Genomic DNA, 23,807 nt, shown 5'->3' with positions numbered 1-23,807 from the left:
GGGTGAAGGCTGGAGACCGCGCAATCAGGAGACGTGCATGCGCTATTCAGCCTTGACCCAACGAATCGCCGGGGAGGGAGCAGCGGCCTGGCAGATTCATGACCGAGCGCTGGAGTTGCGCGCCGAGGGCGTCGATATCCTGCTGCTGAGCGTGGGCGATCCGGATTTCGACACGCCACTGCCGATCATCCACGGCGCCATCGATAGTCTGCTGGCGGGCGATACGCATTATTCCGAAGTGCGTGGCCGGTTGGCGCTGCGCAAGCTGATTGCCGCGCGCCACCAGCGGCGCAGCGGTCAGGTGGTGGATGCCGAGCACGTGATCGTGCTGCCCGGCGCGCAATGCGCGGTGTATTCGGTGGCTCAGTGTCTGCTGGACCCGGGGGACGAGGTGATCGTCGCCGAGCCGATGTACGTGACTTATGAAGGTGTGTTCGGCGCCTGCGGTGCGACGGTGGTGCCGGTGCCTGTACGGCCGGAAAACGGCTTTAGAGTCGATCCCGCCGATGTCGCGGCACGAATCACGCCGAAAACCCGTGCCCTGTTGCTCAACAGTCCCAACAATCCCTCCGGCGCGAGCCTGTCGCTGCTGATCTGGCAAGAACTGGCGGCGCTGTGCGTGCGCCACGACTTGTGGCTGATCAGTGACGAGGTCTACAGCGATCTGCTCTACGAAGGCGAGCACATCAGCCCGGCGAGCCTGCCGGGCATGGCCGAGCGCACGGCGACCATCAACAGCCTGTCGAAATCCCATGCCATGACTGGCTGGCGCATTGGCTGGTCGATCGGTCCGAAGGTGCTGGCCGAGCATCTGGTGAACCTGTCATTGAGCATGCTCTTCGGTCTGCCGGATTTTGTGCAGAAAGCCGCGGAGGTCGCGTTGGCAAGCGATCTGCCGGAGGTGACGCAGATGCGCGACGAGTATCGATTGCGCCGCGATCTGGTGTGCGAGCGCTTGCGTGGTTGCCCGGGGTTGCAACCGATCCGCCCGGATGGCGGGATGTTCGTGATGGTCGATGTGCGCCAGACCGGGTATGGCGCGCAGGGGTTTGCCGAGCGGTTGCTTGAGGGGTACGGCGTGTCGGTGCTGGCCGGCGAAGCGTTCGGGCCGAGTGCGGCGGGGCATATTCGCATTGGCCTGGTGCTGGACCGGGTGAAACTGGCCGATGCCTGTGCGCGGATTGCGTTGTGTGCGGTGCAGCTGTTGCAGGCGCGTAGTGCCTGACTGTCTTGTGTTGCCTGAACTGGCCTCTTCGCGAGCAAGCCCGCTCCCACAGGGGATGGGTGTGTACATAATTTTATCTGTACACACCGAACCCTGTGGGAGCGGGCTTGCTCGCGAATGCAATCTGCCATTCAGCACATTTTTCAGCCCTGCCAAGCCGCCGAATTCACCAGGTTTGCAGGCTTCTCCCCAGCCAAAGCCTGCAACAGATTCTCCACCGCACACCGTGCCATCGCCTCCCGCGTCTCATGCGTTGCCGAACCCATATGCGGCGTCGCCACCACATTGTTCAACTGCAACAACGGCGAATCATGATTCAGCGGTTCACGCTCGAACACATCCAGCCCCGCCGCGCGAATCCGCTGATGGCGCAACGCGTCGATCAGCGCTGCCTCATCCACCACTTTGCCGCGAGAGATATTGATGAAGATGCTTTCCGGGCGCATCAGCGCAAACTGCTCGGCGCCGATCAGGCCTTCGGTTTGCGCGGTCAGCGGCAGGGTAAGGCAGATGAAATCGGCCTCTCGCAGCAGCGCTTCCAGACTGCGGTACTGCGCCGCAAAACGCGCCTCGACCGCCGGTTTGCGTGACTGACTGTGATAGAGCACTGGCATGCCAAAACCGAAATGCCCACGCTGGGCCAACGCCTCGCCGATGCGGCCCATGCCGATGATGCCCAGGGTCTTGCCGTGCACATCGGTGCCGAAATGCGCCGGTCCGATGTTGCGATGCCATTGGCCGCTGCGCACCATATTCGCCAGCTCGACTACGCGCCGGGCCGTGGCGAGGATCAGCGCGAAACCGGTATCGGCGGTGGTTTCAGTGAGCACGTCCGGGGTGTTGCTCAGGAGAATCTTGCGCCGGGTCAGGTAATCGATGTCGTAGTTGTCGACGCCCACCGAAACGCTGGCAATCGCCTGCAGTTGCGGCGCCAGGTCGAGCAACGCGGCGTCGAGTTTCAGGCTGGCGCCGAGTAAACCATGGGCGCCGGGCAGGGCGTCACGCAGTTTCATCAGGCCGTCGGCGTCGAGGCTTTCGATCAGCGTCACTTCACACTGTTGCTGCAGACGCGACATCAGCGCTGGCGACAGTTTTTTGTACAGCACGACATGTTTTTTCATGAACAAAAATCTCTTCAGGAATGCGCCGGCACGGGACGCGTGACAACGGCTTTGGCCACGACGCGGTCACTGGCGCCAGGCTTGAGAAAAATCGTCAGCACCACCGACAGCAGCAGCGCGCCGCTCATCAGCAGGTACGAGGCACCGGGCGAACCGGTGGAGCTGTTCAGGTAACCGACCAGATACGAGCCGCCGAACGAGCCGAGCGCACCCATGCTGTTGATCAGCGCCATGGCACCGCCGGCGACGTTGGCCGGCAGGATCTCCGGAACGATGGCGAAGAACGGCCCATACGGCGCGTACATGCAAGCACCGGCGATCACCAGCAGCGTGTACGACCACCAGAAATGCTCGGCGCCCAGAGCGTAGGAGCCGTAGAACGCAATGGAGGCGATCAGCAGCGGCGGCCAGACGAAGCGTTTGCGTTTTTGCAGTTTGTCCGAGCCCCACGACACCGCGAGCATGCCGATCACCGCTGCCAGATACGGCAGCGCCGACAGCCAGCCGGCCTCGATCATGTCCATCTGCGCGCCAGCCTTGAGGATCGACGGCAGCCACAGCACAAAGCCGTAGACGCCGATGCTCCAGCAGAAAAACTGCAGCGCCAGAATGATCACCTTCGGCGAACGGAACGCTTCGGCGTAGTTCTTCACCGCTTTGATCCCGACCTGTTCGGCGGCGAGGGCGCTTTCCAGATCGTGCTTTTCCTGGTCGCTCAGCCACTTGGCCTGAGCCGGACGATCATCGGCCAGTTTCCACCAGATAAACGCCCAGATCACCGCCGGCAAACCTTCGATGATGAACATCCAGCGCCAACTGAAGTGTTGCACCAGATAGCCGGAAACCACCGACATCCACAACATGGTCACCGGATTGCCGAGGATCAGGAAGGTGTTGGCCCGCGAGCGTTCGGCACGGGTGAACCAGTGGCACAGGTAGACCAGCATCGCCGGCATCACCGCGGCTTCGACCACGCCGAGCATGAAGCGAATCACGATCAGCCAGTAGGCGTTGGAGACCACGCCGGTCAGCGTGGCGAGGCCACCCCAGAAAATCAGGCTGAAGAAGATCAGCTTCTTCACACTGTGCTTTTGCGCGTAGATCGCCCCCGGCACCTGGAAGAAAAAGTAGCCGAGGAAGAACAGCGCGCCGAGCAATGAAGACAGACCCGGAGTGATCATCAGGTCGGCGGCCATGCCGGACGCGGCGGCAAAGCCGTAATTGGCGCGATCCAGATACGCCAGGCTGTAGGTGATGAACACGATGGGCATGATGTACCACCAGCGGCGGGCGGCGAGGGTTGCAGTTTTCATGGTGTTGCTCCTGAGCTTGTTGTTTTTGTCGCAGCAGGTTCAATTAGCGGGTTTTCTTGGCGGGCCTCATCGCGAGCAGGCTCACTCCTACAAGGGTTATGTGTTTGCCGCTGCACTTATGACTGGCGGAGATCCACTGTAGGAGTGAGCCTGCTCGCGATCAGCGGCCTCGAATTCAGCGATCAGTTCAGATCGGGTCGGCAACCCCTCCATATCCCCGCGACTCTGCACCGCCCGACTGCCAATCCAGTTCGCGCGCTGCACCGCCTCGGCAAAACTCTGATGCTCAAGCAGGGCACTGATCATGCCGACCGCAAAACCATCACCCGCACCCACGGTATCGACGACGTTGGCCACCGGCACCCCGGCGACAAACCCCTGATCCAGTTGCGTGCGGTAATAGGCACCTTGCGGCCCGAGCTTGATCGCCACGGCTTCAGCGCCCTGATCGAGATAAAACGCCGCAATGTCCGCCGGGTCTTCGAACCCGGTCAGCAGCCGACCTTCGCTCAAACCCGGCAGCACCCAATGGGCGAGGGCGGCGAGGCGGTTGATCTCGCGGATCATCTCTTGCTCGCTGGCCCACAGACTTGGGCGCAGATTGGGGTCGAACGACACACTGCGCCCGGCATGGCGCATGCGCGTCATCAGTTCGAAAGACATCTCCCGAGCAGTGGCCGACAGCGCCGGTGGAATCCCGGTGACGTGCAGATGACGCGCGCTGAGCAGGGTTTCGCTGATCGATTGAATGGACAGATGACTGGCCGCCGAACCGCGACGGTAATACTCGACCTGCGGGTCGCTGCCATCGTCGGTGCGCGACTTGAACTGGAAACCGGTCGGATGTGCGCTGTCGACCGCGACATGACTGCAATCCAGACCTTCGCTGGCCAACGTTTCCAGCACAAAGCGCCCGAGTGAATCGGCGCCAACGCGGCTCAGCCACGCTACGTTGAAACCCAGACGCGACAGACCAATCGCCACGTTGCTGTCGGCGCCGGCAATGCGCCGATGAAAGTGTTCGACTTCGGCCAGATCACCGGTTTGTTCGGCGACCAGCATCGCCATGGTTTCGCCAAACGACAGAATATCGATGTCAGACATGGGCAGGCTCCAGGCGCGATTGGCCAAGGCGGGCAAGGGCGGCGACGTGTTCGGTGGTCAACGCCACCAGGTCATCGCCCTGCAACGGGTATTCGGCGGCACGCATAACGCCTTGGGCCATGTGCCGCAACAGTTGTTCCCAAAGATGCAGGTCGCTGACGGCCGGTGGCACCGCCACCAGTTTGCCGTCGGCGCGGCGGGCTACGGCTTTGCAGTGCACGTAGCCGACATGGCGCCCGAGCAGGCGTGCGGCGTTGAGCGCGGACTGGTCCTGCCACTGCCAGTTGCCGATGTCGAAAGTCATCTTGATCGGCAAGTTGTGCTGCTCGACCGCCGCGAAAAAACGCTGGAACGGTTCGATGCGGCCGCCCTGCAAGGTCTGGTCGTTTTCCACCAGCAGTTGCACCGGGCTGGCGCCGAGCAGCTGTTTCAGCACCTGCAAATCACAGTTGTCGGTGAAGTAGCCGAGCGAGACTTTCAGCCATTTCGAACCGAATGCCTCTGCATGTTGCAGGACGTTGATCAGCTCGGGATTGGGCCGTGCCTGCCCGGCGAGCCACAGCTCGCTCGGCGAGGAATAGATGCTTTGCAAGCCCTGCGCCTGGGTAGCGGCATTCAGTTGCGCGGGCACTTCGCGGGTCAGCAACTCTTCGCGCCACTCGATGCGATCGGCACCGGCGGCGGCCAGCACGTCGATGAAGAAGTCCTGGCCGCGTTGGCGCACAAGCTCGGCGCCGTAGCTGGACAGGCTGATGGAAACGGCGGGTTTATTCATTGTTATTTACCTCTGAAACCGGTTTCATTTTTGTTCAAAAAAAATCTGATGGATCTTTGTCGGGCGTTCGGGCGCCATCGCGAGCAGGCTCACTCCTACATTTGGAATGCGCTCCCCCTGTAGGAGTGAGCCTGCTCGCGATGGCGCCATAACAGTCACCGCAAAGATCCCTGGGTAGAACCCCGCTCAACCAGCACCGGCGCAAAATCCAGTCTGCGGGTGGGCTCAACATCCCCCCGCAAGCGCTTGAGCAAACACTCAAACGCCCGCGCGCCAATCTCGGCTGTCGGCTGGGCGAGGGCGGTAATTCCGCTGCCGACCAACGGGTACCAATCCAGGTCATCCAGGGCAATCAGCCCGACATCTTCGAATAGCCTGCAGCCGATTTCGCGCAAGGCGAGGTTGCAGGCCAGCGCAGCCACGCCGTTGGCGCAGAACAGCGCTTTCGGCCCATTCGCCGGTTGCTTCAAGAAGTTCTGAATTTGCGTGGCGAGTTCTGCACCGATTTCCAGCACCGCCCCGGTCAAGTCGGAACGCTGAACCATCTGCTGCTGAAAACTGCTGACCCGCTCGATCCGCGAACTGGTGCCGTCATAAGGCTCAGTCACCAGCAACACATCGCGATAGCCGCGCTGCTCAAGGTGCGTCAGCGCGATCTCGATCGCCTGCGGGTTGTTCAGCCCGACCATGTCGCTGTCGAGGCCATCGACCTTGCGGTCCACCAACACCAGCGGCATTTCCCGGTGCAGTTCGTGGAGTTCTTCACGGTGATGGCCGAGGGTGTTCACGATCAGCCCTTCGATGTTGTACGAGCGCAGCAGCGCCAGGTGCTGGCGTTCCTGCTCGTCATCGCGATCGGTGTTGCACACCACCAGGCTGTAACCGTGCGCACGGCAGGCAGTTTCCACCCCGTGCATCACGGCAATCGAATAAGGGTTGCGGATATCGGCCACCAGCATGCCGATCAGGCGCGTGCGCCCACGTTTCAGGCCGCGGGCCATCTGGTTCGGGCGGTAGCCGAGTTCGGCAATCGCCTGTTCGATGCGCAAGGCGATGGCATCGGAGAGCAGGGTGCGGTCGTCACCGATAAAGCGCGAGACGCTGGCCTTGGAGACGCCGGCGCGTTCGGCCACATCGAGCATGGTGACGCGGCTGCGCTGGGCGGCGGAGAAATCGTTCACGGTTGAGTCTTCTTATTGTCTGAAACCGGTTTCAGGAAACACCAAACACTTTGCCTGCGTCAAGTGAGGATGATCGGTGTAGCGGGGAAAATATCAGTTATGTCCGACAGACGGTAGCAATACCTGTCAGATCTGACAGTTGGAAATATCGAGGTTTAAGCGCCTAATTTTTCTCGAAGCAAAAGCAAAAAAATCTGACTCTCTAGAGCTTTTCGCATAAATCGGTGATGGAAAAATGATTTCGATGCCACCCAGCCAGTCTGCCAGTACGCCAATAAAAATATTGGCACTGCCACTTTCTGTTGAAGGGATCGACGATAGTGATCTGGCCGGGCATGTTTCTCGCGATATTCTGAAAAACGGAACTCGCATTGTTATTCCATATTGGCTAGAACCAGAAGCCAATGACAATTTGTTGGTGATCTTGCGTCAGAACGGGGTAGAAAAAATAATTTATGATGTTGTTTACCCCACACCTCTGACTGTTCCTTTTCTTTATTTCGCCTTGACGCCTCAACACTTGGCAACGGACGGCATCGCATTTCTCTATTACAAAATCTGGAAAGGCTCCGGCGGAAATGATGACCCTTCTCCGGAACGGCGACTTACCATCGATCACACACCCCTTATAAAGCTGCTGCCACCTTGGTTTCCTCATACGACGCTCTGGGGATATCTGAACAACAACACCCGACCTCCTTTGACCAGCGGAGCAACCGTTAGAGTTCAGGAGTTCAATGACATCGCTGTTTCCGGAGATGATGCAAAAATCACATGGCGAGGATATTCAACCTTGAATGGCAGTGGGACTGAAGTGCCCGGCAGTTATGGTTTTTGGGAAAGGCCGCTCTCTGCGAACGATATAGACAAAGGTTTTGATATTGTTGTGCCGTATCTGCCAAACATACTTCCGCTGTTCGATAGTTGTTCTGCAGTTGTTGTTTGTCAATTGTTTCGCGGCGGTCGACTTATTGCTGAATCAGACAAATCGCTTGTGAAGATCGATCAGGCAACACCTGGTCAAAGTAGCCCGTTCGGGTTTAACGAAGGAGAAGGTCAAATGACTGCTAAAGAGAAAATAACGTTTAAAGCAAGAAAAAATCCACCAAAGTTGGGCATGAGTGTGAATGGAATTTATGCGACAGCGATTACAGTCGATACAGTCGCCGATGATTACGTTGAAAAGACTCAGCTCGATACCGGTTTTATTACCTTTAAGTTGGCCGCTTTTGCCCAGCCTTTGGATGGCGATGAAGTCGACATCTTCGCGGCAATCAAAGGACAACCGCTTGAAATGATAATGAGCGCCGTATTGTTGGGACCGGTTGCCACTCGCCCCGACCCTTTCCTAATCAAAGTGGACAAAGCGTTACTTCCGGACTTGCCTCAGCCTGCGACCGCTACTGCGTACGACGTGCAAGTTCTGGTTTACAAGGATGGAGCGGGCACTGACGATCCATCTAACATCCTGACAGTGGTCATTGACGAAAACCCACCTTACGGGCTCAAGTTCCCCACTAAACGACTGACCGTTCCAACGCCAAACGCCACGTTCACCAATGCACCGGCCGATGCGCAACGAACGGTCAACGAAACCTGGATGAGCAACGCCGCCAATGCGGATCTGCAACTGGTTTTCGGCGTGGCGTATGCGAATCGTCGGCTCGATGACACGTTGGAACTCCATCTGGTTTCGGGTGTGGCTCCGAACACTGTGGATACCATCGTATTCAATGGTGTAGTCCCGGCCTCAGGTGCTATTTCGATACCCAACACAGAGCTGCGCAAACACAGGAACGGGCGGGTGATGGCTCATTTCTTCTGGACAGACCATGTCGGGAACAAAAGCCTCAGTTCAACCTCCACCGCCTTGTTGACACTAGGGCTCGCGCTGGATCCGGTTTTGCGTAAGGCCCCGTTGGTGCCGGCAACTGATCCCAATGCCACGACGACGATCTACCTGGATAACTTCCTCAAGGCTGACGGCACTGAAGGGCCTATTTCTGCGATCGTTGAGCGGGCGTTCATCGATAACCTGGAACCGGGTGACCAGGTCCAAGTGTATATCGAAGATGCATTGGACCCTACAAACTTCAAGATGCTGGGCCCTGTTCCTATCACGAGTGCGGACGTAACGTTCCAGTTAGCCTATACAGCCTTGTTCAAAGATCTTTTCGGTACGTACGAGGAGGCCTCGGAATTCAAGATCTGGGCTGAGGTTGTTCGCGGCACCAGTACGTTCCCTTCTCCGGAGCTGTTCTTTTGGGTAGATCTTTATCCAGCAGGAGGGCTGTATCCGGAACTGCCGGAAACAGTAAACCCGAACTTTGCCTCGCCAGTGACTACCGGGTTTTCCCAAATACCCAATGACGTGCAGCCCGGGGATCGTGACAAAGAGGGAAAAATTGAAGTGACATTGGCGCTTACCGATCCGCCGCTGAACTCTACTGAAACAGCCAAGTTCTACCTGGATGGCAAATACGTGAATGAAGTTTCACCCTTCAGCGACATGACGGAGTTCAGCGTTACCGTCCCGGCAATTACCATGGGCGCTTTGCCAACGCCCACCGTGAAAGCTCACTGGACCCGCCAGAAAACAGGTATAGATAAAAACGTCATCAGTTCTCCTTCACAGGACGTAAAGGTCAGCGGCAGGAAAATCGATTTGCTGCAGCCAACCATCCGGATCCGTAATGCGGACAAACAACAGTGTGACTGTTACGCGATGATTAATGCGGCCACTACCGCTACCTGGAGGTTGTTACTCGGCATTCCCAAGGATTCCGTTAATCTGCCGGTTGGCACTGTCATTACTGTGTACATGGAAGCGCACAGCAATGCGACGGCAACCGCCTTGATTGCTGGTACGGAGGACAACCAGCCATATACGATCCAGGCTGCGGGTACTGCTGATTTGGCGAGCCTTGGTAATGCTGCAATCTTTAAGCTTGCACAACCTGTAAGGGGGGCAACTGCCTGGATCAAATTGTGGTACACGGCAAATATCGGCGGGGTTCAAAAATCGGTGGAACTCATCACAAAACTCGACACAATCACTTCAAGCGCAGAGTACTGCGACCGAGAGTCTGTTCCAATACGGTGATGGTTGAACGTTGAGTGTAGTCTTCGCGGGGGAGAGATTTCTCTCCCCCGCGATATTGCTTGTGTTCATAAGCGTAAGCGTCAGTCTTCGCTTTATGTTTGCAGATAATTCCTACTCAATTGAGGATTGTTCCTACATCTTTCGGGGAAATTGCTAATTAGTCTGTCGGACGTTTTTGCGGCGTTTTTTGTCTGTCAGAAAAATCGCTATTAAATTTGTTCGCGGTTCGGAGTTTTCATGACCATACCTTTTCGTTTGAGCCAGCTTTTAACCAACAGCTGTTTGTGTGCCTCGATGATTTTTAGTGCCTCCAATGCGCAGGCCCGAATATTGAACCCCGGAGAGAGCGAGACGGTCACCAACCCTCCGGCACCCGAGGCCTGGACGGTTTCTCAAGGCGGAACTCTGACGATCAACAACGCAAACGCCCTTGCAATTACTTCTCAAGCCGCCAACGTAGTTTTTAATGGCGGTCAAAGTCAGGGAATCGATGCGCGAGATGCCTCCCGACTGAGTTTGTCAGGTGCAACGGTTAACAGTTCGACCGGCAGGGGGGCGATGGCCCTTAGTGACAGCTCTGCAACGATTGACAACAGCACCCTCACCAGCACCAACAGTTTCGGGCTTTTGCTGGGACGTAACATCAACACCCCTGCATCGTCCTCTGCAACCGTCAAGGGTAACAGCGTGATCACCGGTGTTCCTGGCGGTGTGAACGCGGTGGGATTCTCTGTACTGAATCTCATGGACTCGACGGTCGTCGGTACAGGCACCACCAGTTACGGCGTGCAGTTGGGCGGTGCGACGCTGTTGGCAACGGGAAGTACGGTCACCGGCGGACAGGACGGTCTGCAAATCGTGACGGACAACACGGGGGTCAACGCCAGCACCGTGACACTCAACAACACCCGTGTCACTGGCGGAACCGGATCGGCCATCGTATTGGGCTCCTCCGGCAGTGCCGGGACTGTCGCCACCATCAATGTCAGCGGCAATTCCGAACTGGTCGGCGGCAATGGCTCGGTGTTGAAGGCGATCAACCGTTCCACAGCTAACTTCAATGTCGATGGCAGTACCCTGACAGGTGATGTGATTGCCGAAACCGGCAGCACGGTTGCGCTGCTGATGAAGAACGGTGCCACGCTCAACGGCAATTTGCAGAACGTCACCCAGTCCGGATTCGACACGGGCAGTATCTTGAACGGCAATATTGAAGCCGTCGCTGGAACCGCGGCCACCGTCAGCCTGGACAACGGCTCGACCATCAACGGCAACGTCGACAATGTCGCGCGCCTGTCGCTGAACAACGCCAGCAAGCTGACCGGGAACGTCAACAGCGACACTAATGGCAGTATTTCGCTGGATAAAGGCTCGGACATCCACGGTAACGTCGACAATGTCGCCAGCCTCTCGCTGAACAATTCCAGCCGGCTGACTGGCAACGTCATCACCGATACCAATGGCAGTGTGCTGCTGGACAACGGTTCAGTGCTCACCGGCCAGATCAACAACTCGGGCAACTTGACCATCAACAATGCGGCGCAATGGGTCATGACCGGTGACAGCAGCGCGCAAAATCTGAGCATGAACAACGGTGTCGTACAAATGGGCACCAATGAGCAGTTTCAGCAACTGAACGTCGCCAGTCTCACCGGTAAAGGCACCTTCGTGATGGGTACCGACCTGGGAACAGGCAGTACTGACTTCCTGAACGTGACCGGCTCTGCCAGCGGGCAGCATCAACTGCTGGTTTCTGCCACGGGCACCAAGCCGGTTACCGCAGATCCGGTAAAAATCGGCAACATTGCTGCTGGCACGGCTGCTTTTACTCTGGCCAATAAAGACACGGTGGATGCGGGTACATTCGTTTACCGACTGAAGCAGGACGGGCAGGGCCTGTACCTCAACCCCGACAAGGAAACCGTCAGCACCTCGACCAACACGGCTCTGGCCCTGGCAGGCAGCGCACGCAGCGTTGCGAACGCCGAGATGAACATGCTCAGCGACCAGATCGGTGATCGGGGGCTCAGCATCCGGCCCGATGCTTCGCTTCGCGCTGCCAGCGACAGTGACACCACTAAATTGAGCAACAGTGTCTGGGTGCGCACTTATGGGAGCCAGTACAACGTCAAAAATGCCTTCGGTGACGGTTACACCCAGAACCAGAACGGCATCACCGGTGGTGCCGATACAACGGTGGACCTTGCCGGCCGTGCCTGGGTCATCGGTGGCTTTGTGGGGGCCAGTCGCACCAACATGGACCTCAAATATGGCTCCAGCGCAACGGTCGACAGTCTGAATGCAGGCGTCTATGGCAGCACCTACGATGTTGAAAGTGGTGTGTTCGTCAACGTCATGGCCAAGGTCAACCAGTTTGACAACAAGGCCAAGGTCACCATGAGCGATGGCACCCGTGCCAAGGGTGATTACAAGGCTTTGGGCGCCAGCGGTTCGGTGGCAGTGGGCAAGCACATTCGTCGGTCAGACAACTGGTTCGTCGAGCCGCAGGTGCGGGTATCAACCGGCGCGACCCAGAGCGACAGCTATCGGTTGGATAACGGCCTGAAGGTCAAGGCTGACACCATGCGTTCGCTTCAGGGCAATGTCGGTGTAAGGGGCGGCCGAGTCATCGCGCTTGAAAACGGCAGTCTGCTTGAGCCGAGTCTGTCGCTGGGGGCCAATCATGAGTTTGTCAAAGCCAACCGGGTCAAGATCAATGACGACAGCTTCGATGACGATCGCGCCAGCAGCGGGGTCGAATATGGCGCAGGTCTGAAATGGACACCGGCGCAACGCAACTGGCAGGTTTCGGGTCAGGTCGGTGGCAGCAAAGGCAATACGGTCAATCAAGACTGGAACGGCAGTTTGCGCGTCAGTTACTTCTTCTGACGCTCTGAGCTGAAAAACGCCCCGTGCAGCAATGCCGGGACGTTTTTTTTGCGCTCAGCCGAACAGTCCTGCAGCAATATTGATCGAGAAGCCCAGAATCGCCGTATTGAACACAAACCCGATCAACGATTGCGCCAGCACGATCTTGCGAATGTCGCGGGTGGCGACGCCGACATCGGCAGTCTGTACCGCGACGCCGATGGTGAACGAGAAATACAGGAAGTCCCAGTAATTGGGTGTGGTCAGCCCTTCGGCAAAACGCAGGGCTGGTTCCTTGCCGTCCCAGGTGTAGAACAGGCGGGCGTAGTGCACGCAGAAAATGACGCCGATCAGCAGCCACGAACCTACCACGGTGAGGGCGGTGAACGCGTAATGCAGCAGTTTGTGATGGGTATCCAGATCCTTGGTGCCGGCCAGCTCCAGGGTGATGGCGGCCAGGCTGGCCAACGCCGCGATACACACCACGAACAGCACCAGTCCGGCGTTTTCGTCCTCGACGACGGCGATGCGTTTGACGTCTGGCGCTTTGGCGCGAACGGTCAGCCAGAACATCAGGATCAGGTAGGTCCAGACGCCGGCGTTCCAGCCGATGAGGATTTTGCTGACGACGGAGTCGGCAGGCACCAGAAGACCGGTGGCAAGGCCAACCAGAGCGGCGGCGGACAGGCGAGGGTGGGTGCGGGCGAGGAAGCGCATGGAGACTCGATGGGCCAGGATGTCCTTACACCTTAGCCCAGCGACGTCCGGGATGACCACTGACTTGACTGTTCAAATGACCTTGTGGGAGCGGGCTTGCTCGCGAAAGCGGTGTGTCAGCCAGATGAATTTTGACTGACACGACGCCTTCGCGAGCAAGCCCGCTCCCACAGGGATCAGTGGTGTTTGGTAAAGCGTTGTACGAGCTTCATGACCACCACGAAGAACAACGGCACAAAGATCACCGCCAGCGTCGCGGTGATCATCCCGCCGATCACCCCGGTGCCAATGGCCTGCTGGCTTGCCGAGCTGGCGCCGGTGGCGATGGCCAGCGGCACCACGCCAAGGATGAATGCCAGCGAGGTCATGATGATCGGCCGCAGACGCAGGCGCGCTGCCTGCAACGTCGCATCGATCAGGTCATGGCCTTCGTCATACAGGCTCTTGGCGAACTCGATGATCAGGATCGCATTCTTCGCCGAAAGACCGATGATGGTAATCAGCCCGACCTTGAAGAACACATCGTTGGGCATCCCGCGCAAGGTCACCGCCAGCACTGCGCCGAGCACGCCCAGCGGCACCACCAGCAGCACCGAGGTCGGAATCGACCAACTCTCGTACAGCGCCGCCAGACACAGGAACACGATCAGCAGCGACAGACCGAGCAGGATCGGCGCCTGACTGCCGGACAAACGTTCCTGCAACGACAGCCCTGTCCATTCCTGACCCAGGCCTTTCGGCCCTTGGGCGACCAGCCGTTCAATCTCCGCCATGGCCTCGCCGGTGCTGTGTCCGGGCGATGGTTCGCCGGAAATCGCAATCGCCGGGTAGCCGTTATAGCGGGTCAACTGCGCCGGGCCTTGAGTCCATTTCGCCTGGACGAACGCCGACAGCGGCACCATGTGCCCGGCGTTGTTGCGCACGTGCATTTTCAACAGATCATCGACCTGACTGCGCTGATCGCCTTCGGCCTGCACCACCACCCGTTGCATCCGGCCCTGGTTGGGAAAGTCGTTGACGTACGAAGAGCCGATGGCAGTGGACAGCGCGTTGCCGATGTCGGCGAACGACACGCCCAGCGCGTTGGCCTGCTTGCGGTCCACCTCCAGTTGCACCTGCGGTGCTTCGGCCAGCGCGCTTTCGCGAACGTTCATCAGCACCGGGCTTTTTTCCGCGGCGGCGAGCAGTTCGCTGCGCGCCTGCATCAATGTCGCGTGGCCGAGGCCGCCGCGATCCTGCAGACGGAATTCGAAGCCGCTCGACGTGCCGAGGCCGTCGACCGGTGGCGGCAACACCGCAAAGGCAACGGCGTCCTTGATCTGGCTCAGGGCGATGTTGGCGCGATCGGCAATCGAGGTGGCGGAATCATCATGGCCGCGTTCAGACCAGTCCTTGAGGGTGGTAAACGCCAGCGCCGCGTTCTGCCCGCTGCCGGAGAAACTGAAGCCGAGAATCACCGTGCTGTCGCCAACACCCGGTTCACTGGCGTTGTGCGCCTCGATCTGCTCGACCACCTGCACCGTACGGTTCTTGCTCGCGCCCGGCGGCAGTTGAATGTCAGTGATGGTGTAACCCTGATCCTCAACCGGCAAGAACGAGGAGGGCAGGCGCGCAAAGCACACGCCCATGCCGATCAGCAGCACGCCGTAGATCAGCAGATAACGCCCGCTGCGCTTCAGCGCGTAGCCGACCCAGCCTTGATAGCGATCGGTCAGTTGCTCGAAGCGGCGGTTGAACCAGCCGAAGAATCCCGACTTCTCATGATGCTCGCCCTTGGCAATCGGCTTGAGTAGCGTGGCGCACAGTGCCGGGGTCAAGGTCAGGGCCAGGAATGCCGAGAACAGGATCGAAGTCGCCATCGACAGCGAGAACTGCCGGTAAATCACGCCCACCGAACCCTGCATGAATGCCATCGGAATGAACACTGCCACCAGCACCAGGGTGATGCCGATGATCGCCCCGGTGATCTGCTTCATGGCCTTGCGCGTGGCTTCTTTTGGCGACAAGCCTTCACTGGCCATGATCCGCTCGACGTTCTCCACCACAACGATCGCGTCGTCTACCAGAATGCCGATCGCCAGCACCATGCCGAACATGGTCAGCACGTTGATCGAGAAACCCAGCGCCAGCATGGTGGCGAAAGTGCCCATCAGGGCCACCGGCACCACCAGCGTCGGGATCAGCGTGTAGCGGATGTTCTGCAGGAACAGAAACATCACCGCAAACACCAGCAGCATCGCTTCGCCGAGGGTGTAGACGACTTTGGTGATCGAGACTTTGACGAACGGCGAGGTGTCATACGGAATCTTGTATTCCACGCCCGCCGGGAAGTAGCGCGACAGCTCGTCCATCTTCGCCCGGATCAATGTCGCGGTAGCGAGGGCATTGGCTCCCGGCGCCAGCTGCACGCCGACGGCGGTCGACGGTTTGCCGTTCAGGCGCGTGCCGAACTGGTATTCCTGGCTGCCGATTTCGACCCGTGCGACATCCTTGATACGCACGGTGGAGCCGTCCGGATTGGCCTTGAGCACGATGTCGGCGAACTCTTCCGGCGTCGACAACTGCCCCTTGACCAGAATCGTCGCGGTGATTTCCTGCGAGGACGGATTGGGCAAGTCACCAATGCTGCCCGCCGAGACCTGCGCGTTCTGCGCGACGATGGCGGCGTTGACGTCGGCCGGGGTCAGATTGAAACCGATCAGCTTCTGCGGATCGATCCAGATCCGCATCGCCCGTTCGGCGCCGTACAGCTGCGCCTTGCCGACGCCGTCGATGCGTTTGATCTCGTTCATCACGTTGCGCGCCAGATAATCACTGAGCGCCACGTCGTCGAGCTTGCCGTCACTGGAGGTCAGGGTGATCAGCAACAGGAAGCCGGCAGAGACTTTCTCCACCTGCAAGCCTTGCTGGTTCACCGCTTGCGGCAGGCGCGACTCGACCACTTTGAGGCGGTTCTGTACATCGACCTGGGCCAGTTCCGGGTTGGTGCCGGGCTGGAAGGTGGCCTTGATCGTGGCGCTGCCGAGGCTGCTTTGCGATTCGAAGTACAGCAGGTGATCGGCGCCGTTGAGCTCTTCCTCGATCAGGCTGACCACGCTTTCATCGACGGTCTGTGCCGATGCGCCGGGGTACACGGCGTAGATTTCGATCTGCGGCGGCGCGACGTCGGGGTACTGCGCCACCGGCAATTGCGGAATGGCCAGCGCACCGGCCAACAGGATGAACAGGGCGACAACCCAGGCGAACACCGGGCGATCGATAAAGAACTGCGGCATATGAAAACGTCCTGCTTACTGACCAGAGGCCTGGGCAAGTGGAAGAGGGGTGTCGTCGATCTGCACCTTTTCGCCGGGACGGGCGTGTTGCAGGCCTTCGATGACAATGCGGTCGCCGGGCTTGAGGCCGCCGGTGACGATCCAGCGGTCGTTCTGCACCGCGCCCAGTTGCACCGGCTGCTGGGCGACGCGCATCTGCTCGTCGACGGTCAGCACCTGGGCGATACCCGCGCTGTCACGCTGCACCGCACGCTGCGGCACGGTGATGCCATTCTGCACGGTCGCTTGTTGCAGGCGAACGCGGATGAAGCTGCCCGGCAGCAGGTCGAGGTCAGGGTTGGGGAATTCGCTGCGCAGAATGATCTGGCCGGTGCCCGGATCGACGCTGATGTCGCTGAACAGCAGTTTGCCCGGTAATGGATAGAGGCTGCCGTCATCCTGAATCAGCGTGGCCTTGACCTGATCCTGACCGACTTCCTGCAACTGCCCGGAACGGAACGCGCGACGCAGTTCATTCAGCTCACGGGTCGACTGGGTAAGGTCGGCGTAGATCGGGTTGAGCTGTTGAATCAGCGCCAGTGGCGTGGTTTCGTTCTGCCCGACCAGCGCACCTTCGGTGACCAGCGCACGGCCGACGCGTCCGGAAATCGGCGCAGTGACGGTGGCGTAGCCCAGATTCAACTTCGCACGCTCTACCGCTGCTTTATTGGCCGCCACGTCGGCGGCAGTTTGCCGGGCATTGGCGCGGGCGTTGTCGTAATCCTGAGCGCTGATGGCCTTGTCGTCGATCAACTGCGCGTAGCGTTGCTCCTGCAACTTCGCCTGGAACGCATTGGCTTCGGCCTTGCGCAGCGCGGCTTCAGCGCTGTCCAGGTCAGCCTTGAACGGTGCCGGGTCGATGCGAAACAGCACGTCGCCCTGTTTCACGTCGCTGCCTTCGCGAAAGGTGCGTTGCAGCACCACACCGGCCACCCGGGCACGCACTTCAGCAATCCGTGGCGCAGCGATGCGCCCGCTCAGTTCGCTGCTGATCGACAGGGGGCGGGCCTCGATGGTCTCGATCCGCACGGTAGCCGGCGGCGCTTCCTCTTCAGCCTTCGAAGACGAATCACAGGCGCCCAGCAACAGCGCAACGGCGATGAGGCCGAGCCCGGCCAGCAGATTTTTCGACATGTACTACCCCCAATATTGAAGCCCGCATCCTAAGGCCAGACGCCGAGGGTAGCGGTGAAGCTTTGTAGGCGCTGTGTGAAATTGTGTAAGGGTTTTACTCAGGGACGGGTGAGGGCGTATATCCTTTATGCCTTGAAATTTATTGCGACAGATAAACCGCCATCGCGAGCAGGCTCACTCCTACATTGGAACTGTGCCCGACACGAACCTTGTAGGAGTGAGCCTGCTCGCGATGAGGCCCGAACAGTCGCCACTGCACTTTCCTTGGAACACCCCATGCCCAACATCCTCCTGGTCGAAGACGACACCGCCCTCGCCGAACTGATTTCCAGCTACCTGGAGCGCAACGGTTATTCCGTGAGCGTGATCGGCCGTGGCGACCATGTGCGCGAACGGGCGCGGATCAATCCGCCGGACCTGGTGATTCTCGACCTGATGCTGCCGGGTCTCGACGGCCTGCAAGTCTGCCGCTTGCTGCGCGCCGATTCGGCAACCCTGCCGATCCTGATGCTGACCGCCCGCGACGACAGTCACGATCAGGTGCTGGGCCTGGAAATGGGGGCCGACGACTACGTCACCAAGCCCTGCGAACCACGGGTTCTGCTGGCTCGGGTGCGTACGTTGCTGCGGCGCAGCAGCCTTGGTGAGCCGATGACGGTCAATGACCGGATCGTCATGGGCAATCTGTGCATCGACCTGTCCGAGCGCACCGTGACCTGGCGCGAGCAGCCGGTTGAGCTGTCCAGCGGCGAATACAATTTGCTGGTGGTGCTGGCCCGCCATGCCGGTGAGGTCTTGAGTCGCGACCAGATCCTGCAACGCCTGCGCGGCATTGAGTTCAACGGCACCGACCGTTCGGTGGACGTGGCGATTTCCAAGTTGCGGCGCAAGTTCGACGATCACGCCGGCGAGGCGCGCAAGATCAAGACCGTGTGGGGCAAGGGTTACCTGTTCAGCCGTTCCGAATGGGAATGCTGAGCTGATGTTCAGAATCCTGTTTCGCCTGTATCTGGTGACGATCGTCTCCTACAGCGCGGCGATCTATCTGGTGCCGGACCTGGTGATCATGGCGTTCCGCGAGCGCTTCATCACTTATAACCTCGACTATTCGCGGGGCCTGCAATCGCTGATCACCCGCCAGTTTCACGCAGTGCCGCAAGACCAGTGGCCAGCGCTGGCGCAGTCGATGGACAAGGACTTCCTGCCGTTGCACATCGCCCTGGCGCGCATCGACGACGCCGATTTCACCGCCCCCGAGCAGGCACGTCTGCGCGCTGGGGAAAACGTGGTGCGCATTGGCGATTGGGGATGGCGCACCTTGGCGGTTACGCCGCTGAACGATGACGTCGCCGTGCAAATGGTGGTGCCGCCGGATCCGCTGGACGTCAACCTGTTGTACTGGAGCATCAACGTGCTGATCGGCGCGAGCATGCTCGCCTGCCTGCTGTTGTGGATTCGCCCGCACTGGCGTGATCTGGAACGCCTCAAGGGCGCTGCCGAACGCTTCGGCAAGGGCCACTTGAGCGAGCGCACGCAGATCCCGGCCAGCTCCAACATCGGCAGCCTGGCCTACGTGTTCGACACCATGGCCGGCGACATCGAGGACCTGCTCAATCAGCAGCGCGACCTGCTCAATGCGGTGTCCCACGAATTGCGCACGCCGCTGACCCGGCTGGATTTCGGTCTGGCCCTGGCGCTGTCCGATGATTTGCCGGCGACCAGTCGCGAGCGCCTGCAAGGGCTGGTCGCGCACATACGCGAACTGGATGAGCTGGTGCTGGAATTGCTGTCTTACAGCCGCCTGCAGAATCCGGCGCAATTACCGGAACAGGTAGAGGTGTCGCTGGATGAGTTCATCGACAGCATTCTGGGCAGCGTCGATGAAGAGCTGGAATCGCCGGACATCGTCATCGATGTGTTGCTGCATGGCCAGCTCGAACGTTTTTCGCTGGATCCGCGCCTGACCGCCCGGGCGATCCAGAACCTGCTGCGCAATGCCATGCGCTATTGCGAAAAACGCATCCAGATTGGCGTGCAGGTCAGCCCCGATGGCTGCGGGATCTGGGTCGACGATGACGGCATTGGCATCCCGGATGACGAGCGCGAGCGGATTTTCGAACCGTTCTATCGCCTTGATCGCAGTCGTGATCGGGCCACCGGTGGCTTTGGCCTGGGCCTGGCGATAAGCCGCCGGGCGCTGGAGGCGCAGGGCGGGACGCTGACGGTGGAAAGTTCGCCGCTGGGCGGGGCGCGGTTCAGGTTGTGGTTGCCGAACCTGGCTTGACCCGAAATCTGTAGGAGCGGGCTTGCTCGCGAAGGCGGAGCATCAGTCGACATAGATATCTGACATACCGCTTTCGCGAGCAAGCCCGCTCCCACAGGGGTTTTAGGTTGGTCAGATGAGTTGGTTCGACTGAATCAACCCAACCCCGGCCGTTTGCATCCGCTCCATCGCCGTCGCCAGTGATCCATCCATGTCAATGGCGCGACAGGCATCCAGCACCACAAACGCATTGAACCCCGCCGCCCGCGCATCCAGCGCCGAGTACATCACGCAGAAATCCAGCGCCAGACCGACCATGTACACCGTGTCGATCCCGCGTTCTTTCAGGTAACCGGCCAGACCGGTGGTGGTGCGCCGGTCCGCCTCGAGAAACGCCGAATAGCTGTCGATGTCCGGGTTGCAGCCCTTGCGGATGATCAGTTGCGCGTGAGGCAGATCCAGCTTTGGGTGAAACTCGGCGCCGGCAGTGCCCTGCACGCAATGATCCGGCCAGAGCGTCTGTTCGCCGTAGGGCAACTGAATCACATCGTAGGGCTTGCGCCCGGGGTGACTCGAGGCAAACGACGCGTGCCCGGTCGGGTGCCAGTCCTGGGCAATGATCACCTGTTTGAACAGACCGCCGAGACGATTGATCAACGGTACGATCAGATCGCCTTCAGGGACGGCCAGTTGCCCACCGGGGGTGAAGTCGTTCTGAACGTCGATGACCAGCAGGGCAGTGCGGGGTGAAATCTGCATCGGTGCTTCCTCCTTGGATAATCACGCGCTCAGCATAGTGGTAGCGGCACTCATGCGCTCAACCGTTCGATCAAATGTCTGGCGAGGTCTTCCAGCGCCGGGGCCGGGTTGTGCCCGATCAACATCCACGCATGCTCACCTTCGGTCCAGTACACCACGTTCATTTCATGGCGCCTTTCGTGCGCCAGTGGCCGGCTCCCGCTATTGGTGCGGGTCACGCACAAGGCCAGCGGCCCATGTTTCGCGTCCAGATAGGTCAGTTGTGCGATCGGTACGCCGTCGTACTCGAGCATTTGTGCACGTTTGAGTTCGGCGCCCGGCAACTTCAGCAGCGCCGGTGATAGATTCAGGCCCAGCCGCGAGTCCACCGCGCGTAATTGCGCGCGTTGGCTGGCTTCGTCGCTCGGCAAATGATCGAGGGTTTGCGGCACATACAGCGCCATATAGTCGCCGACCAAGGCGCGCCAGTTATGCGCTTGCTGTGATTGCCAGGCGATGAACAGGCGATCGGCCAATACGCCGCCAGCCAGTAGGCTCGCGGCGGCCGCACCGATAAACCAGCGCCGACTCAGGCCCGGCCGTTGGGGGGCGGGGATGGCATCGAGGCGCGCCTGCAAACGTTCCAGTGGGGCCTGTTGTGCCAGTTCGTCATAGGCTTCCTTGTACGGCAGGCTGCTGCGTTCGAACCATTGCACGCGCAGGCTGAGCAACGGGTCGTCGGCAATCGCGCTGTCGAGCTGGCTGCGATACGCGGGGTCCAGCTCGTCATCGAGGTAGGCCACCAGTTGTTCGTCGGAGGGCTTGTTCATGGGCGGTCACCTCCGGTGGTTTTCGGCACGGCTTGCAGGGGCGGATATTCAGCCAGTTTCAGGCGCGCGGTGGCCAGACGGCTCATCACCGTGCCGATCGGCACTTGCAGGATCTCGGCGACTTCGCGGTAGGACAGGCCTTCGACATAAGCCAGATACACGGTTTCGCGCTGGGTTTCCGGCAACGCATCGACCCGGCGAATTACTTGCGCCGCCATCACGTGCGTCTGCGCCGCGTATTCGCCATCGAAGGCCAGTTGTCCGTCGGCATCGACCTGACCGGCGCCCTGACGCACCCGGCGGGCGCGCACTTCGTTGAGCCAGATCGAATGCAGGATGCTCAGCAGCCAGCGATCCATGCGCGTGCCGGCGACATATTGTCCGGCACGCTCCAGCGCCCGCACACACGTGGCCTGAACCAGATCCTCGGCCACGTGTCGATTGCGCGACAGCAGCAGACCGTAGCGCCACAGTCGCGCCAGATGCTGTCCGAGTTCCGCTCTGAATGCCTGATCGCTGACGATGATGGCGTTCCTTTATTTATTTCAGGTTTTCGATGAATCGTTGATGGCTTCAGCCAGGTCCTGGTATTCCTCGCAGGAGGTGCCGCAAATCGATTTGATCTGCTGCAACTGTTCCTGCGCCAGATCGACGCGGCCTTTGATCACGTAGGCTTCGCCGAGGTATTCGCGCACTTGCGCGTACTGCGGATCGAGTTTCACCGATTGCAGGTAATAGCCGATGCCCTCGTCGGTACGCCCCAGTTTTCGCGTGGCGTAACCGCGATAGTTCAGGGCTTTGGCGGTGTTCGGTTGTTTCAAAGTGTCGAGCAGGGCCAGGGCTTCTTCGTATCGACCGTCCTTGGCCAATCTGTAGGCGTAATCGGTCCGATCGGCATCCGGCACGGCGCTGCTGGTCTGCATCACGCATTTCTGCGATTTGCTGTCCCAGACCTGGCCTTTGGGGCAGTTGGGTTTCTGCACGGGAGCGTCTTCATCACCGTTGGCAAACGCCATCGATGCGGACAACGCGGCCACCAGCAGCAACGGGGCGGCGAACATAACGGAACGGATAGTCATGGGCAAGGCTCCACAGAGGGTTATGTATCACTTTGAACACCGCAGGACGGCAATTTATTCATTGCTTTGTCAGGCTCTGTTCAAGGTACGCGCAAATAGCGCGGTTATGCTCAGGAACGCCTGCCGTCCATCCAGCGCTTCGCCATGACCCAGCGCTGACACACGAGGAACTGCCATGAAAGATCAGGTCCATCATTCCGCTGCTGCCGGCTATAGAACTGCCGCCGACACCTACGTCAAAGGTCGCCCCGATTACCCGCCGCAGGTCAGCCAGTGGTTGACCCAGACGTTGGGTCTGGACAGTCACAAGACCGTCATCGATCTGGGTGCCGGTACCGGCAAGTTCACCGGACGGCTGGTGGCGACCGACGCGCAGGTAATCGCCGTGGAACCGGTGGCGCAGATGCTGGAAAAACTCTCCGCCGCCTGGCCGCAGGTGCTGGCGGTGAGCGGCACCGCCACGGATCTGCCATTGCCCGACGCGTCGGTGGATGCGGTGGTCTGCGCGCAGGCGTTTCACTGGTTCGCCACTCCCGAAGCCTTGAACGAAATCGCCCGCGTGCTAAAGCCCGGCGGCAGGCTCGGGCTGATCTGGAATCTGCGCGACACGCAGGTGAGCTGGGTACCGAAACTCGATGCCCTGGTCAACGCGCTGGAGGGTGACACGCCGCGTTACTACACCGGCCAGTGGCGTCAGGCGTTCCCGCATCCAGCGTTCGGACCGCTGCTGTTGCAGAAGTTTCACCATAGTCACATCGGCTCGCCGGAGGACGTGATTTTCAATCGGGTACGCTCCACCAGCTTCATTGCAGCATTGCCTCAGGCGCAACGGGACAAGGTCGATGAGCAGATCCGCGCGTTGATCGCCTCGGAGCCGGCGTTGCGTGGGCGGCATGTGCTGACGGTGCCTTATGAGACGGCGGCTTATGTGGCGGTGAAGGGCGGTTAGATCGGCGGTGACTTCATCGCCAGCAGGCTGGCTCCCACAGGGGCAAGTGGGTGTCATCAATCCATGTAGGAGCTGCCGAAGGCTGCGATCTTT

Annotated in this window: 18 protein-coding genes; 6 read left to right on the top strand and 12 right to left on the bottom strand. The window is 59.7% G+C overall.

The features are described from left to right. Window positions 1-37: 37 nt before the first annotated feature. Entirely contained in the window at window positions 38-1,225 is a 1,188-nt protein-coding gene (locus LCH64_RS02680; protein WP_226499408.1) for an aminotransferase class I/II-fold pyridoxal phosphate-dependent enzyme, read from the top strand. Window positions 1,226-1,368: 143 nt separating this feature from the next. Here LCH64_RS02680 and LCH64_RS02675 read toward each other — a convergent pair whose 3' ends face one another. The 5 genes from LCH64_RS02675 to LCH64_RS02655 all read right to left on the bottom strand — a co-directional run bounded on the left by LCH64_RS02675 (window position 1,369) and on the right by LCH64_RS02655 (window position 6,719). Next, window positions 1,369-2,346 (bottom strand): D-glycerate dehydrogenase, encoded by a 978-nt coding sequence (locus LCH64_RS02675; protein WP_226499407.1) that lies wholly within the window; start codon window positions 2,344-2,346, stop codon window positions 1,369-1,371. Window positions 2,347-2,360: 14 nt separating this feature from the next. Continuing rightward, window positions 2,361-3,659, bottom strand: coding sequence for an MFS transporter (locus LCH64_RS02670; protein WP_003224653.1), 1,299 nt, complete (start codon window positions 3,657-3,659; stop codon window positions 2,361-2,363). 96 nt (window positions 3,660-3,755) lie between these two features. Next, window positions 3,756-4,763 (bottom strand): sugar kinase, encoded by a 1,008-nt coding sequence (locus LCH64_RS02665; RefSeq protein WP_226499406.1) that lies wholly within the window; start codon window positions 4,761-4,763, stop codon window positions 3,756-3,758. Further along, on the bottom strand, window positions 4,756-5,538 hold the full coding sequence (locus LCH64_RS02660; RefSeq protein WP_226499405.1) for a sugar phosphate isomerase/epimerase: 783 nt from the start codon (window positions 5,536-5,538) through the stop codon (window positions 4,756-4,758). Before LCH64_RS02660 ends, LCH64_RS02665 begins: the two co-directional genes overlap by 8 nt. A gap of 155 nt (window positions 5,539-5,693) precedes the next feature. Beyond that, window positions 5,694-6,719 carry a LacI family DNA-binding transcriptional regulator gene (locus LCH64_RS02655; RefSeq protein WP_346269166.1) on the bottom strand — a complete coding sequence of 342 codons (1,026 nt, stop codon included), beginning with the start codon at window positions 6,717-6,719 and terminating at the stop codon, window positions 5,694-5,696. A 244-nt stretch (window positions 6,720-6,963) separates the two neighbouring features. On the opposite strand from LCH64_RS02655, the gene LCH64_RS02650 reads away from it, so the two are divergent. Next, window positions 6,964-9,822 (top strand): hypothetical protein, encoded by a 2,859-nt coding sequence (locus LCH64_RS02650; RefSeq protein WP_226499404.1) that lies wholly within the window; start codon window positions 6,964-6,966, stop codon window positions 9,820-9,822. A gap of 237 nt (window positions 9,823-10,059) precedes the next feature. After that, the gene (locus LCH64_RS02645; RefSeq protein WP_226499403.1) at window positions 10,060-12,711 is read left to right on the top strand and encodes an autotransporter outer membrane beta-barrel domain-containing protein; all 2,652 of its coding nucleotides are present in this window, start codon (window positions 10,060-10,062) and stop codon (window positions 12,709-12,711) included. 54 nt (window positions 12,712-12,765) lie between these two features. Here the strand turns inward: LCH64_RS02645 and LCH64_RS02640 are convergent, their stop codons facing one another. The 3 genes from LCH64_RS02640 to LCH64_RS02630 all read right to left on the bottom strand — a co-directional run bounded on the left by LCH64_RS02640 (window position 12,766) and on the right by LCH64_RS02630 (window position 17,855). Further along, complete coding sequence (locus LCH64_RS02640) at window positions 12,766-13,407, bottom strand: DUF1345 domain-containing protein (protein ID WP_226499402.1); 642 nt, start codon at window positions 13,405-13,407, stop codon at window positions 12,766-12,768. Window positions 13,408-13,583: 176 nt separating this feature from the next. After that, window positions 13,584-16,682, bottom strand: coding sequence for an efflux RND transporter permease subunit (locus LCH64_RS02635; RefSeq protein WP_226499401.1), 3,099 nt, complete (start codon window positions 16,680-16,682; stop codon window positions 13,584-13,586). A gap of 15 nt (window positions 16,683-16,697) precedes the next feature. Beyond that, window positions 16,698-17,855 (bottom strand): efflux RND transporter periplasmic adaptor subunit, encoded by a 1,158-nt coding sequence (locus tag LCH64_RS02630; RefSeq protein ID WP_226499400.1) that lies wholly within the window; start codon window positions 17,853-17,855, stop codon window positions 16,698-16,700. A 276-nt stretch (window positions 17,856-18,131) separates the two neighbouring features. Between LCH64_RS02630 and LCH64_RS02625 the strand changes: the two genes are divergently transcribed. Together LCH64_RS02625 and LCH64_RS02620 are read left to right on the top strand one after the other, a co-directional pair. Then, window positions 18,132-18,833 carry a response regulator transcription factor gene (locus tag LCH64_RS02625; protein ID WP_003224662.1) on the top strand — a complete coding sequence of 234 codons (702 nt, stop codon included), beginning with the start codon at window positions 18,132-18,134 and terminating at the stop codon, window positions 18,831-18,833. Between the two features lie 4 nt (window positions 18,834-18,837). Continuing rightward, window positions 18,838-20,139 carry an ATP-binding protein gene (locus tag LCH64_RS02620; protein WP_226499399.1) on the top strand — a complete coding sequence of 434 codons (1,302 nt, stop codon included), beginning with the start codon at window positions 18,838-18,840 and terminating at the stop codon, window positions 20,137-20,139. Window positions 20,140-20,250: 111 nt separating this feature from the next. Here LCH64_RS02620 and pncA read toward each other — a convergent pair whose 3' ends face one another. The 4 genes from pncA to LCH64_RS02600 form a co-directional block, all read right to left on the bottom strand. Then, window positions 20,251-20,877 (bottom strand): bifunctional nicotinamidase/pyrazinamidase, encoded by a 627-nt coding sequence (gene pncA, locus LCH64_RS02615; protein ID WP_226499398.1) that lies wholly within the window; start codon window positions 20,875-20,877, stop codon window positions 20,251-20,253. A gap of 50 nt (window positions 20,878-20,927) precedes the next feature. Then, window positions 20,928-21,686: a transcriptional regulator gene (locus tag LCH64_RS02610; protein ID WP_226499397.1), complete on the bottom strand. Its 759-nt coding sequence runs from the start codon at window positions 21,684-21,686 to the stop codon at window positions 20,928-20,930. After that, window positions 21,683-22,141, bottom strand: a complete 459-nt coding sequence (locus tag LCH64_RS02605; RefSeq protein ID WP_230679381.1) for a sigma-70 family RNA polymerase sigma factor — start codon at window positions 22,139-22,141, stop codon at window positions 21,683-21,685. The genes LCH64_RS02610 and LCH64_RS02605 overlap by 4 nt, the downstream gene beginning before the upstream one ends. A gap of 90 nt (window positions 22,142-22,231) precedes the next feature. Then, entirely contained in the window at window positions 22,232-22,765 is a 534-nt protein-coding gene (locus LCH64_RS02600) for a tetratricopeptide repeat protein (RefSeq protein WP_103483362.1), read from the bottom strand. Window positions 22,766-22,940: 175 nt separating this feature from the next. Between LCH64_RS02600 and LCH64_RS02595 the strand changes: the two genes are divergently transcribed. Beyond that, on the top strand, window positions 22,941-23,714 hold the full coding sequence (locus LCH64_RS02595) for a class I SAM-dependent methyltransferase (protein WP_226499396.1): 774 nt from the start codon (window positions 22,941-22,943) through the stop codon (window positions 23,712-23,714). Window positions 23,715-23,807 lie beyond the last annotated feature (93 nt).

The organism is Pseudomonas sp. MWU16-30322, from assembly GCF_020515535.1.
Classification (GTDB): Bacteria; Pseudomonadota; Gammaproteobacteria; order Pseudomonadales; family Pseudomonadaceae; genus Aquipseudomonas; species Aquipseudomonas fluorescens_H.
This window is presented reverse-complemented; position numbering and strand designations above follow the sequence as displayed.

Excerpts from the sequence above, each read along its gene's own strand:
- LCH64_RS02680 (WP_226499408.1), top strand. The coding sequence starts at position 38 with ATGCGCTATTCAGCCTTGACCCAACGAATCGCCGGGGAGGGAGCAGCG.
- LCH64_RS02675 (WP_226499407.1), bottom strand. The coding sequence starts at position 2,346 with ATGAAAAAACATGTCGTGCTGTACAAAAAACTGTCGCCAGCGCTGATG.
- LCH64_RS02670 (WP_003224653.1), bottom strand. The coding sequence starts at position 3,659 with ATGAAAACTGCAACCCTCGCCGCCCGCCGCTGGTGGTACATCATGCCC.
- LCH64_RS02665 (WP_226499406.1), bottom strand. The coding sequence starts at position 4,763 with ATGTCTGACATCGATATTCTGTCGTTTGGCGAAACCATGGCGATGCTG.
- LCH64_RS02660 (WP_226499405.1), bottom strand. The coding sequence starts at position 5,538 with ATGAATAAACCCGCCGTTTCCATCAGCCTGTCCAGCTACGGCGCCGAG.
- LCH64_RS02650 (WP_226499404.1), top strand. The coding sequence starts at position 6,964 with ATGCCACCCAGCCAGTCTGCCAGTACGCCAATAAAAATATTGGCACTG.
- LCH64_RS02645 (WP_226499403.1), top strand. The coding sequence starts at position 10,060 with ATGACCATACCTTTTCGTTTGAGCCAGCTTTTAACCAACAGCTGTTTG.
- LCH64_RS02640 (WP_226499402.1), bottom strand. The coding sequence starts at position 13,407 with ATGCGCTTCCTCGCCCGCACCCACCCTCGCCTGTCCGCCGCCGCTCTG.
- LCH64_RS02635 (WP_226499401.1), bottom strand. The coding sequence starts at position 16,682 with ATGCCGCAGTTCTTTATCGATCGCCCGGTGTTCGCCTGGGTTGTCGCC.
- LCH64_RS02630 (WP_226499400.1), bottom strand. The coding sequence starts at position 17,855 with ATGTCGAAAAATCTGCTGGCCGGGCTCGGCCTCATCGCCGTTGCGCTG.
- LCH64_RS02625 (WP_003224662.1), top strand. The coding sequence starts at position 18,132 with ATGCCCAACATCCTCCTGGTCGAAGACGACACCGCCCTCGCCGAACTG.
- LCH64_RS02620 (WP_226499399.1), top strand. The coding sequence starts at position 18,838 with ATGTTCAGAATCCTGTTTCGCCTGTATCTGGTGACGATCGTCTCCTAC.
- pncA (WP_226499398.1), bottom strand. The coding sequence starts at position 20,877 with ATGCAGATTTCACCCCGCACTGCCCTGCTGGTCATCGACGTTCAGAAC.
- LCH64_RS02610 (WP_226499397.1), bottom strand. The coding sequence starts at position 21,686 with ATGAACAAGCCCTCCGACGAACAACTGGTGGCCTACCTCGATGACGAG.
- LCH64_RS02600 (WP_103483362.1), bottom strand. The coding sequence starts at position 22,765 with ATGACTATCCGTTCCGTTATGTTCGCCGCCCCGTTGCTGCTGGTGGCC.
- LCH64_RS02595 (WP_226499396.1), top strand. The coding sequence starts at position 22,941 with ATGAAAGATCAGGTCCATCATTCCGCTGCTGCCGGCTATAGAACTGCC.